Raw genomic sequence first — 12,542 nt, 5'->3', positions numbered from 1 at the left:
ATAATTATTTACAATCCGGCTACGTGTGGGTAAGTTAGAGAAAACTTGACAAGATCGACAAACCGATGCTCGGTAGCGATAACTCTCCTAAGCGAGCGAACTCCTCCTTTGGGAGGAGCTACAACAGGATCGCTTTCATGTAAAGTTCGATTGAGACCCGAGGGGCTACCCGAGCGCGTCAAGACAAGACAGCGGCTCGCAGCCGGGAGGTTCCCTCTCTTGTCTTGACGCGCTTAACTTGGAGGGAACCTCCAAAGCGCGCGTCGCTGACGCACACAAACGGGAGGGAACCTCCCGTTCGATGCGCCGCGCCCGGATTATGCGAGACAAGACAGCGCACCAAGCAGCGAGACAAGACAAACCTCCGCGTGATTTGGGTCGCTCCGGAGGAGAATCGCCGATCGAGCCATCAGGTTTGGCGATAACGCTGCCAGAATTGTTAACTTGCCACTTGACAAATTAGCAAATATACCTGAACTTGACTCAATAGTAGCTGCGATCGCACAGAAACTCACCACCCCTAAATTTTTCACCAACTTCCGACGACCTCCCAACGCCCCTATGTCAACTCTCGTCATCGTCGAATCTCCCACCAAAGCCCGCACCATTAGTAAGTTTTTGCCATCGAGTTATGTGGTCAAAGCGTCCATGGGGCACGTCCGCGATTTGCCACCTTCCGCCGAAGAAATTCCAGCCGAATACAAATCCGAAAAGTGGGCAAACTTGGGCATCAATGTCGAATCGGGATTTGCACCGCTGTATATCATTCCCAAAGACAAGCGCAAGATCGTTCAGGAATTGAAAACCGCGCTCAAAGGCTGTCAAGAACTGATTCTAGCGACGGACGAAGATCGCGAAGGCGAGAGTATCAGTTGGCACCTATTGCAACTGCTCAATCCCAAGGTACCGACCAAGCGGATGGTATTCCACGAGATTACCAAAGAAGCGATCCAGAAGGCACTCAAAAATTGCCGTAACATCGACGAGCAGATCGTCCACGCCCAAGAAACGCGGCGGATACTCGATCGATTAGTCGGTTATACCCTATCGCCGCTACTGTGGCGGAAGATTGCTGGCGGCTTGTCGGCGGGGAGAGTCCAGTCGGTCGCCGTCAGATTATTAGTAATTAGAGAACGCCAACGGCGAGCATTTAGATCCGCTCAGTACTGGGATCTCAAAGCTCTACTCGCCCATAACAAAGCTGAATTTGACTCGAAACTGGTAACAGTCGATGGCGTAAAAGTTGCCACCGGGGCAGATTTCGACCCGAATACTGGCAATCTCCTAGCGGGTAAAAAAGTCAAAATCCTCAATGGAGCCGAAGCCAGCGCATTAGTTGAAAGCCTCAAGGATAAAACCTGGACGGTCACAGGATTAGAAGAAAAACCCGTCACCCGCAAACCCGCGCCGCCGTTTACCACATCTACCCTCCAACAAGAAGCCAACCGCAAGCTCAGACTCTCCGCCCGAGAAACCATGCGCGTCGCCCAAAGCTTGTACGAGCAAGGTTACATCACTTACATGCGGACAGATTCGGTCAGTCTATCCGCCCAAGCGATCGACGCCGCCCGTTCCTGCGTCCTGGAAAAATACGGACAAGAATATCTCAGCCCCACACCCCGTCAATACAGCACCAAATCTAAAGGCGCTCAAGAAGCTCACGAAGCGATTCGCCCTGCGGGGAGTAGCTTTCGCACGCCCAGAGAAACCGGACTTAGTGCCAAAGAATTGCAACTTTACGACCGAGTTTGGAAACGGACGGTTGCTTCCCAAATGGCCGATGCTCGTCAAACGCAGCTCAGCGTCGATTTACAGGTCGAGAACGCTGGATTCCGATCTTCCGGTAAGCGGATTGATTTCCCTGGCTACCTGCGCGCGTATGTTGAAGGCTCCGACGATCCTAACGCCGCGATCGAAGACCAAGAAATCATCCTGCCCGCCCTGGTCAAAGGCGACCATCCCGACTGCAAAAAACTCAACGCGATCGATCATGAAACCCAACCGCCCGCGCGGTACACCGAAGCATCGCTGGTCAAGATGCTCGAAAGTGAAGGGATCGGGCGTCCGAGTACCTATGCTAGCATCATCGGCACGATAATCGATCGTGGGTACGCTCAACTCCAAAGCAACGCCTTGGTGCCCAGTTTTACCGCCTTTGCCGTCACCGCCTTACTAGAAAAACACTTCCAAGATCTCGTCGATCCGAGCTTCACCGCCCGGATGGAACAAACCCTCGACGATATCTCCACCGGGACGACGCAATGGTTGCCCTATTTAGAAAAGTTCTACCTGGGTGAAAAAGGGCTAGAAAACCAAGTCAAACTGGGTTTCACCGATATCGATGCCACCCTCGCCCGGACGATCGATCTCGAAAATCTCGATGTCAAAGTCCGCATCGGTAAATTTGGCGCATTTATCGAAACCGAATCCGGTAACGCCTCAATTCCCAAAGATCTTACCCCCGCCGATCTCGCCCCCGAAACAGTCGAGATGTTGCTCAAACAAAAGAGCAGCACCCCCGACACTCTAGGCAATCACCCCGAAACAGGCGAACCGATCTATCCCAAACTCGGCCCCTTCGGCCCCTACGTCCAATTGGGCGACAAAGACGAGGATAGTAAGAAAAAGCCCAAACAATCTTCCTTGCCCAAAGGGATGAAACTCGAAGATGTCACCCTCGAAATCGCCATCGAACTCCTCAAACTCCCCCGCAGCCTGGGCGTTCATCCCGAAACAGGCGGCAAACTCCAGACCAACCTCGGCAGATTTGGCCCGTATATCCTCTACGATCGCGGTAAAGAGGGCAAAGAATATCGATCGCTCAAAGCCCCCGATGATGTCCTCACCGTTTCCCTAGAGCGAGCTGTCGCCATTCTCGCCGAACCAAAAGCGACCCGTGGCGGCAAAAAAGAACCCTTGCGGACGCTTGGCAATCACCCCGACGATAACGAACCCATCGCGATTTTTGCTGGCCCCTATGGTAAATATATCAAGCACGGCAAAATCAATGCGGGTATCCCGGAAGGGGAAACAGTCGAAGGGATTAGTCTAGAAACTGCGCTGAGTCTATTAGTCGCTAAAGGTGGTACGGCTAAGAAAACGACTGCGAAAAAGACCACAACTACTAAGAAAGCTGCGACTACGACCACCAAAGCCAAGGCTACTACTACTAAAGCCAAAACTACCACAGTCAAGAAAACGACTACAGCTAAAAAAACAACCACCAAATCGAAAACTAGCTAGACTAAAATTCAACCCCCTTTTCAAGGGTTGTTTGATGTGGATCTGCGATCCACATCAAACAACCTTTTCAAACATCCTCTTAATCTTCTTCGGAAACAAGCTCTGGGATCGCTTTGCGATCGTCTACCAAATTTGACAAGTGAATCCACTGTTCGATGCTGAGATCTTCGGCGCGAGTTTCATCACTAATATTTAACGATGCGAGGAGTTCGACTAAAGCCTCTCGATCGATTGCACTTTGAAGATTATTTCGGAGCATTTTTCGACGAGTGCTAAAGCCTAGTCTCACTAAATTATCTAATAACTTAGGATTTTTTGCTGTTAGTTCTAACCTTCTAGGAGTCAATCTAATTACCGCTGAATCGACCTTGGGCGGTGGTGAAAAGTCGCGGGCGGGTACGGGGCAAATTAATTCGCAGTGGGCTAAATATTGGACGCGAATCGATAGCGCTCCAAAAGCTTTAGTGCTGGGTTTAGCAAACAGCCGATCGCCGACTTCGCGCTGAACTAATAGGACGATCGAATCAAACGGTCTTTCGGCTGGATGGACGATATTACCCAAAAGTTTTTCGAGGATCGGCCCAGTAATATTGTAAGGAATATTGGCGACGACTTTATTTGTCTTTTGAAAGTTGGGAAAGTCATGCAAACAACTATCGACATCGAGATTCAGGAAGTCATTTTCTAGCAATAAAAAGTTGTCTAGATGACCCATTTTTTTAACAAGTAGCGCACTCAAGTCTCGATCGATCTCTACAGCTACTACTGCATTTGCCGCAGCCACCAGTCTGCGAGTGAGAATGCCAGTCCCAGGGCCGATTTCTAGAATTCGATCGGTTGGCGCGATCTTGGCTGCCGTGATGATCCGATCTAGCACTTGTTCGTTTCGCAGCCAGTGTTGCCCAAATTGTTTCTTGGTCTTCATCTAGGGGTAATGGGTAATGGGTAAGAGGTAAAAAGTAAAAAGTAAAAGGTAAGAGGTAGATCGCTATGTGTTAGTTCTATTGTTTTCGATCTCTGGCATTGAGGCACTCAAGCTTTTGTCATTTAGTTGCACTTGTTAATGTTCAAACGCTCTGGATCGACTAACATAAAAATTCCTCAAGTATTTATCTTTCAAATGTAAACCCATTACCCATTACCTATTACCTTTTACCTCTTACCCTCTACCTCTTACCCTTTCCCCTAACCGTGCTACTCAACCTCAACTCACTACTTGCCGCGCTGACTTTTTATACCTGTATTCCAGTTTCGGCTAATTGGCAATTGAAGTTTGCCAGAATTGCGCGCTGGGCACCGATCGTCGTGCTGGGAGTCGGGGGGGGAGTGGGAGCGATCGATTTCGGATTAGCATGGCTGCATATGCCGATCTTAGTGCGATCGGGAATAGTTGTAGTCCTGTGGATTTGGTGGACGGGAGGATTGCATCTCGATGGGGCGATGGATGCCGCCGATGGCTTGGCGGTGCAAGATCCGGAGCGACGATTGCTGGTGATGAGCGATAGTGTTACGGGCGCATTTGGGGCGATGGTAGCAGTAGTTATCATCTTACTCAAAACTTGCGCTCTGGCGGAAATTCCTGGCGATCGACTGTGGGTATTAGGATTGGCAGCGGGTTGGAGTCGCTGGGGACAAGTCCTGGCGATCGCGCTGTATCCCTATCTCAAAGTCCAGGGCAAGGGCGCTTTTCACCAAAAAGGGTTGCGTGTACCTGGAGACATCTTACTAGGTCTAGCGGTCATTCTAGCCGTAACTGGGTGCCAGATTTATTTACAGCCAGCACATTGGCTCTCGATCGGGAGTCGGGCGCTGGCAAGCTGTGGGATTGCGGTATTAACTGGCTATTATTTTCACCGTCGGCTGGGGGGACATACGGGGGACACCTATGGAGCTGTTGTAGAATGGACGGAGGCGTTTATCCTGTGTCTGTGGACTATTCCCTCACTTTAATTTCGGCTAAATATTGGGAATCTGCCAATCAATTTCTGAATTACCGTTTGACTTTAGCACTGTATTAATCGTCGAAAAAGGTTTGCTCCCAAAAAAGCCATTCCAGGCAGAAAGTGGCGAAGGATGAGCAGATTGGATCGCCGTACGTCGGCTAGTATCGATTAGTTTGAGTTTCTTTTTGGCATAGCCACCCCAGAGGACAAATATGACTGGATCTATTTTTTGATTTACCTGAGAAATGACAGCATCGGTAAAAGTTTCCCACCCCTTATCTTTATGAGAATTTGGGGTATGTGCGCGAACGGTGAGGACGGCGTTTAACATCAAAACTCCTTGCTGTGCCCAGGGTACGAGGTAGCCATTATTAGGGATATTTAAGTCTAGATCGCTTTTAAGTTCTTTATAAATATTGACTAATGAGGGTGGTGTTTTGATACCAGGGTTGACCGAAAAACATAGTCCATGTGCTTGATTATCATCATGATAAGGATCTTGCCCGAGTAGTAATACACGTATATTTTCATACGGTGTTAACTCAAAAGCAGTAAATATATTTGCGACAGCGGGAAAGATCGTTTTAGTTTCTCTTTCGGTATTAATAAAGTCTTGAAGCTTGTTAAAGTACGGTTTTTCAAACTCTGCTGCAAGGACTCGGCACCAATCATTAGAAATCAAGGGAATTGACATATTAATATCGATTACTTTAGTTAAATATTGCGGCTGAGAATCGATTCGTGAAGTCTGCGATGAGGGCAGTAGCTGATATCTGTACGCGCCATCACGCGGCGGCAATTGCTCCGAGCGTTGTTAATGAATCGATCGCCGCAGCACTCAATCCAGTTACACCAGCAATGTTCATTGCTAAATATGGTGCTGGTGCTTGGTACGATCGCTGACACTCGCCAGTGGCGAGATCCCAGACTCTAATTGTCTCATCGTCACTCCCACTCACAAGCGTACGACCATCTGGACTATAACTCAGTGAATTAACGCGATCGAGATGTCCGATAAGGGTCTGCACTACCGTGCCCGTCTCAACTTCCCAAATTTTAATCGTGCGATCGGCAGCACCAGTTGCTAGATATCGACCGTCATGGCTCAATTCAATGGCTAAGATATCTTGAGTATGTCCGGCGAACTGCTGTAATAATTGGCATGAGGGCACATCCCATAATTGCGCGACATTATCAGCACCAGCACCCACAGCTAAATATCGACCATCGGGGCTAAATGCCAAATCCCAAATCATGTTACTACAATCTGTCTGCGCGTGAATTAGCTGTCTGGTTGCCACATCCCACAACCGCCACGAGAGATCGAAACTCGCAGTTGCCATCAGTCGCCCATCCGGACTAAACACGATCGATCTCACCACTCTACTATGACCGAGCAGCGTCGCCGCTAACACCCCTGTCTCTGTCCACAACCGCACTCGACCTTCCCCACTGCCACTAGCAAGGAGTTTGCCATCGGGACTAAATCTCACCGACCACACCGCCTGACGATCGGCGGCTAGGGTGTGTAATAAATTACCAGTGGCGGCTTCCCAGACTTTGACGGTACGATCTTCACTGGCACTAGCAATCGACCCAGAATGCGGATTGTAATCCACCATCAAAATCAGACCGGGATCGTGCCCTCTGAGTAACCGGACGATATTCCCAGTCCACACATCCCAGACTCTGACGATGCCATCCTGCGAACTACTGACGATCTGAGTCCCATCTGGAGTAAATATCGCCGACTGAATCCGATTGGTATAGCCAACCCACCGCGACAACTCTTGCCAAGTAGTCGTACTCCACCATCTAATCGATCGATCGACCCCGCCTGTCACCAATAATTTACCATTGGGACTAAATTTAAGCAGTGAAACTAGGGAGGAATGTCCGTGGAGGGTGGCCATGGCAGTCGGTGGCGAATCGTTCGCGCGAATCCGTTCGATCTCCCAAATTTTGACATCATTGGTGCTATTTCCAGTCGCTAGCAGCCGACCGTCTGGGCTGAAATCGATCGACATCATCCAATCAGCATATCCTGGCAAAGTTGCCACGATCGCGACCGTTGTCAGATCCCATAGTCTAATCGTCCCATCGCTACTGCCAGTGGCGAGTAAGCGACCGTCGGGACTAAATCTCACCGTCCATACTTGCCGTGTATGCTCGGTCAAGTGATGGCACAAATCGCCAGTCGCAATATCCCAAATTTTGACAGTATTATCATCGCTACCAGTAGCAATTAGCCGACCATCGGGACTAAATCTAATTGAAAACACTTGCTGGAGATGTGCTGCGCGAGTACTCTCAATTTTCCCGCTGGCGATATTCCAAATTCTCATCACTCCAGCATCGTCGCCAGTAGCGAGTAACTGCCCAGCCGGATGAAAATCCAGCGACAATACCGGACGGCTATCTGCTTGTAAAATATGAATCAGGCGATTAGTCTGGACATCCCATAATCTTACCGTCCCATCTTGGCTGGCACTAGCTAGCACCCGACCGTCAGGACTAAATCTCACCGCCCACACCCAACTGGTATGTCCCTGAGCTTTATTAAGTAATTCACCGCTACCCACTTGCCACAAGCGGATATCGCCGCTCGTCTCTCCAGTCGCTGCTAGCTGCGAGTCAGGACTAAAATCGATCGCCCATACCCAGCCAAACGTATTCGTAAATAGGGATTTGGACAGATCGGCATTGCTAAAATTGACATCATGCAGACTCGCGCCCTGCATGTCGGCTTGCCACATCGTCAATCCGGCAAAGTTATAACCAGTTAACTCAATTTGCAGATGGCGGAGGAGATTGAGCAGATTCCCACCGCCATAATGAGGGATGTCTGGGTAACAAGTGCGGATACTAGCGAGGAGCGATCGCAGATAGCGATCTAATGCCGATGTTTGCCGGAATTTTAATTTCAATTGACTCGCCACGGGCTGGAGAATCAGGCGTTTTTGGATCGCTTGAATATATGTGGGCGACTGCGATTTCACTAGCGGATGCGACAGCAATAGGGGTAGGGTTGAGGGTGGCTGGTGCATGTCCCAAGTACTGAGTTCGGCGGTGACTCGATCGATAAATATTGCCGTCACATATTCCATCACCACTGCTTGTTGGGTGAATTTACCGCGATTGTGTTCGAGGAGCGATCTTCGTCCCAAGGCTGAAAATGCAGTTAATATCGTCTGTTTGGTCGTCGCTGGCACGATCTCGCTATATAAATCGGCGGGGGCTAACCACTCCCGCTCGATCGCCAACCAATACATTACCACTGTCTCAGCAGGTGATAGCCGCGCAAATTGTTGGTCTAACAATTGGCAAATATCATCGAATATCCCCCCATCAGTATCGAGAAATCCATCAATATCCCCATCGAACAAATCGCAAATGGAGGTTGAGACAATATTTAAGGCGAGGGGATTGCCACTATAGAGTGACAACAATCGCTCTCTCCCCATGCACGATCTGGATAACCCCTTGGCATCGAACAGCAGATCGCTATCGCTAGCTGTCAGTCCTGAGAGTACTAGCGATCGCACGGCTAATTGCGCTCCCTCTAAGGGAACCATCGCTACTGGTTTTTCCCGACTGGTGACGAGCAGACAACTCTGATGTGGGGATGCGCCAATTCGTCCGAATAGTTCGGCATAGCCTGGATCTACGCGCTCGTCATCCCGATTCTGGATGATGGCTTCGGCATTATCCAAAATCAATAAACACCTTTGCTGGCGGAAACACTCTAGCAAGCGGGTAATTTGCGTGGAAAGATCGATCGTCGGCGAGACGATCTCGGCTTTATGAGAAAAAATCTCGATTAATTCTGGGAGGAGATCGGTTAATACTGGCGCGTTACGCAGAGATCGCCAGACGATCGTGGTAAATTCTGGTTGCAACTGTTGCGCGAGTTTGGTAACGAGGGTAGTTTTACCGATGCCACCCATGCCCAAAATCGCGACCAACCGACATCGATCGATCGTTACCCATTGTGACAATCGCGCTAATTCTCCCGCTCGTCCGTAAAAAATTGCAACATCTGGGGCTTCACCACGATTCCCCCAAGGGGAGGCTTTGCCAACGAAGTTGCTGCGGCAATCGCTGTGGGGTGATAAAATTGCTAGCTCCAAACCTGGAGAAATTGGTGCGGACTCATCGGGATAGAGATAGTCAGCACGTTCTAGGGTCAAATTAAAAGCCGAAAAACACAGATCGATCGTCTGTTTGTCAACCGGAATTGGCTTTGCATTAGTAACATCGTCGGGTGCGCCAGTGAAAATTTTGGCGAGTGTCATCAGCGAGAGCTTCGTCAGGTTACTCAATTCTTCATTGGTATACCGCACCCCAAAATTAGCCGTCAGTTCGCGATCTAATCTTGCTGTTTGGAGTTTTTGATAGCCTGTGGCTGTTAATATTACGCCCCGTCTCCGGCTATTTTTTCGCGCTGTCATGTCTGATTCAGGTTTGAGCTTCAGCTCTAGCTGGTGCTTAATACTAGTCGATTTATGCAGTCTACACTCGATCGATACTGCTATACCAGCGATCGCAGCTTAACTTTTAACTAACTTAGCTAACTTGTCTGGACTTCAGCTAAATGGCTGAGCAAGAATGAAAATATGCAGCAAATTATACTAAGCCTGACTCGTACGACCTACCAATCTTGCCCTCACCCCCAACCCCTCTGCCAAGCTTGGGAGAGGGGAGCCAGAGCAGTAGGCGATGGCGGGAAGAGGGCTACCTGGGTTTTCGATCGCAACAGAAAGATTTGAGAAGTGGATTTAGTATATTTTTTTACATCACAGTTTCGCTCGCCACCCCCAATTTCTGAGCTTGCAACAGCAAGACTAAAAGATATGAATGAAATCAAAAAAGGCTTCGCCCAAGCCGTAGCAGGTGCATTTGCGAAGCGTCCCCTTTGGGGAATCGCGATCGCAACCGTATATGCGATCGCCGCTCCAGCTCCATCAGCAGCAGCGAGTTTTACTCTTAATGGCAGTAATAATAATTCTGGCACATTCAACTATACAGGCACCCTCGATACCGTGAATATTACTACTACGGGCATTTACACGATCGATGCCTTCGGCGCACAAGGTGGCAAAACGTATTCTATACTAGGCGGACTAGGTGGCAACCTTCAAGCTAACTTTAACCTTAGTGCTGGCACCATCTTGAGCATCATTATCGGGGGTCAAGGTGGTGATGGCCGTAAAGGACTCAATTATGCTCAAGATGGTTCTGGTGGTGGCGGCGGCGGAACTTTTGTGGCTACCAAGTTGAGTAGTGGTACCCCTACGATCCTACTTAGTGCTGGTGGCGGCTTCGGTGGCGTAAGCTTCGGTGGAAAGGGCAACGGCAACGGCGGCAAGGGAGGCGACGGCGGCAGTGGCATAGACTTCCCTACAAGCGCAGGCGGTAGTGGCGGCGATGGCGGCTTCGGCGGCGGTAATGGCGGCGACGGCGGCGACGGCAGCTTCGGCGGTGCGGGCGGTATGGGCGGTATGGGTATTGGTATCGATCTTAGCCAGAATATAGTTCTTGTCAACGGAGGTAGCCGTGGCAGACCCACAGGCAGAGGCGGTATCGGCGAAGACGGCATAGGTATCGGCGGTATCGGCGGATACGGTGGATACGGTGGATACAACATCGGCGGATACGACGGATACAACCCATCCGGTGCATACGGTATCTACAATAGCAGTGCGATCGCTGGTAGTATCGTGTCTAATAATGCCGTCCGGAATGGCAATGGGTTCTTATCAATTACCTTCAACTCTGCACCTACAGCAGTTCCTGAACCATTCACTATTGTCGGGACGCTCATTGGTGGTACGGCGGCATGGCGACTGCGACGGCAGATGAAGTCTAGCGATCTCAAGCGACGCAAGTAACTAGTCGATTTTGCCAGGTTGGGATAAGGGTGGTGGCGATCGAACGGTGAAGATTTGGCGATCGATTAAAGCAATCTATTATTGAATTCTCTATAAGATTTCGATCCTCACTAGCCCACCCTCGATCGTATCAACCTGTAACCGATAACCATAAAGCAGTGCCATTCCCAATAGCGGCTCTGTTTCTGATTCTGCAATGTCGATCTCACGATATAGTCCATCCCAGATCGCGATCGCAGTGTACAAATCAAAGAACGTTTCGCTGCCATCGCCTAGAGTGACAACATCAGAGCCACTCCAAGGTAAATTTAGGGTAGTTACGATCGAAGAGGGTAAACATAGAAATCCATTGAACCCTGTATCAATCACAACGTCGATCGCTTGAAATTCTCGATTTGAGTTACCGACGACAACAGTTAGCGTTGCTTCGCGCTTTGAATTCACAACTCCCTGCATCATGAATTTTTCTTTAGACTCCTTGCCCCAAAATGATAAACAGCCCGATGCCCAATCCGAATTACCCAAGGCTGGGCATCAGGATGTCGCTCAAACAAGCGATTAGTCGCAGGCACAATATTTTCATCGACCTCAAAATCTCCTGTTTCAATGTCGATCGCTACAATTTTGTCATCGTTGCCCACTTCGACTTGTTGTTGAATACCAGATTCATAGAGTTCTTGCCCACGCCTAGCTAACTCTTCTTTGCTATAGCGTCTTTGACGGACTGCCATCGGTTCGATCTCCTCTCAAATGTGCCTTTCTATTGTAGCTTGAGCGGGGGAGTCGATTGCCTACGGCAAGCTTCACGATCGAGTCTTGAAGATTTGGAGATCGCTCGATCGCCATTTACTTAGAGGATGTCTTCCGGATCGGGAAGAGCGATCGCATCTTAACTTTTAACTAACTTAGCTAACTTATCTAGACTTCAGTCAAATGGCTGAGTAAGAATAGCAGTATGGAGCAAATTATACGCAAACTCGATCGATCGTGGAGATACATATGTTCGGTATTTCGTACCTCATGCTATGTTTCCAGCGTTAGAGCTAACTAATTTCAGTAGCCCCTATTTACCCAGTTGAGGAATTAACGATGACTACACAAAATGTTAAGTTACAAAATGTGAAAACTGCATACAACAATGTTGCGAATAAAGGAACACTGTATAAATTCAATGGAAAATTCCGTATTCCAAATATGGTCGAATCACACGTTCAAGGAGTCGCCCATTATGGTAATTACCTACTGCTTTCTCATAACAATAAGGGGTACTCGCAGGGGTTTATTATCGTGCTGAATACGGAAAGCATGAAGATGGTACACAAAATTTATACACCCGACGAACACTACAATCATCCTGGGGGAATACAGGTGATTGGGAATTATTTGATCGTGCCTGTCGAGAACAGTAGCTACTCACAATCGCTCATCCATTTCTATGATTTGTCTGAGATGACAGACAGCAAAC

10 protein-coding genes are annotated in these 12,542 nt (G+C 49.0%); 5 read left to right on the top strand and 5 right to left on the bottom strand.

Features of this window, described 5'->3' with window-relative positions:
- The first annotated feature begins 238 nt into the window (after nucleotides 1–238).
- Nucleotides 239–463, top strand: coding sequence for a hypothetical protein (locus RMO52_RS01175; RefSeq protein WP_310410221.1), 225 nt, complete (start codon nucleotides 239–241; stop codon nucleotides 461–463).
- 98 nt (nucleotides 464–561) lie between these two features.
- On the top strand, nucleotides 562–3,243 hold the full coding sequence (topA, locus tag RMO52_RS01170) for a type I DNA topoisomerase (RefSeq protein WP_310410219.1): 2,682 nt from the start codon (nucleotides 562–564) through the stop codon (nucleotides 3,241–3,243).
- Nucleotides 3,244–3,322: 79 nt separating this feature from the next.
- Here topA and rsmA read toward each other — a convergent pair whose 3' ends face one another.
- Nucleotides 3,323–4,168, bottom strand: a complete 846-nt coding sequence (gene rsmA / locus RMO52_RS01165; RefSeq protein WP_309741714.1) for a 16S rRNA (adenine(1518)-N(6)/adenine(1519)-N(6))-dimethyltransferase RsmA — start codon at nucleotides 4,166–4,168, stop codon at nucleotides 3,323–3,325.
- A gap of 266 nt (nucleotides 4,169–4,434) precedes the next feature.
- On the opposite strand from rsmA, the gene cobS reads away from it, so the two are divergent.
- On the top strand, nucleotides 4,435–5,193 hold the full coding sequence (gene cobS, locus RMO52_RS01160) for an adenosylcobinamide-GDP ribazoletransferase (RefSeq protein WP_310410217.1): 759 nt from the start codon (nucleotides 4,435–4,437) through the stop codon (nucleotides 5,191–5,193).
- A gap of 6 nt (nucleotides 5,194–5,199) precedes the next feature.
- Here the strand turns inward: cobS and RMO52_RS01155 are convergent, their stop codons facing one another.
- Nucleotides 5,200–5,880 carry a uracil-DNA glycosylase gene (locus RMO52_RS01155; protein WP_310410215.1) on the bottom strand — a complete coding sequence of 227 codons (681 nt, stop codon included), beginning with the start codon at nucleotides 5,878–5,880 and terminating at the stop codon, nucleotides 5,200–5,202.
- Nucleotides 5,881–5,971: 91 nt separating this feature from the next.
- Nucleotides 5,972–9,637: an eIF2A-related protein gene (locus RMO52_RS01150; protein WP_310410213.1), complete on the bottom strand. Its 3,666-nt coding sequence runs from the start codon at nucleotides 9,635–9,637 to the stop codon at nucleotides 5,972–5,974.
- A gap of 402 nt (nucleotides 9,638–10,039) precedes the next feature.
- Between RMO52_RS01150 and RMO52_RS01145 the strand changes: the two genes are divergently transcribed.
- On the top strand, nucleotides 10,040–11,077 hold the full coding sequence (locus RMO52_RS01145) for a PEP-CTERM sorting domain-containing protein (RefSeq protein WP_309741718.1): 1,038 nt from the start codon (nucleotides 10,040–10,042) through the stop codon (nucleotides 11,075–11,077).
- A 90-nt stretch (nucleotides 11,078–11,167) separates the two neighbouring features.
- On the opposite strand, the gene RMO52_RS01140 is transcribed toward RMO52_RS01145, so the two are convergent.
- Nucleotides 11,168–11,536: a clan AA aspartic protease gene (locus RMO52_RS01140; protein ID WP_309741719.1), complete on the bottom strand. Its 369-nt coding sequence runs from the start codon at nucleotides 11,534–11,536 to the stop codon at nucleotides 11,168–11,170.
- Nucleotides 11,533–11,808 (bottom strand): hypothetical protein, encoded by a 276-nt coding sequence (locus RMO52_RS01135; protein ID WP_309741720.1) that lies wholly within the window; start codon nucleotides 11,806–11,808, stop codon nucleotides 11,533–11,535. Before RMO52_RS01135 ends, RMO52_RS01140 begins: the two co-directional genes overlap by 4 nt.
- Before the next feature lie 358 nt (nucleotides 11,809–12,166).
- Between RMO52_RS01135 and RMO52_RS01130 the strand changes: the two genes are divergently transcribed.
- A partial coding sequence (locus RMO52_RS01130; protein ID WP_310410211.1) for a hypothetical protein occupies nucleotides 12,167–12,542 on the top strand: 376 nt, incomplete at its 3' end.

This window comes from Chamaesiphon sp. OTE_8_metabat_110 (assembly GCF_031382685.1).
GTDB lineage: Bacteria > Cyanobacteriota > Cyanobacteriia > Cyanobacteriales > Chamaesiphonaceae > Chamaesiphon.
The sequence above is the reverse complement of the archived record's forward strand: the minus strand, read 5'-3'. Positions and strand labels throughout refer to the sequence as shown.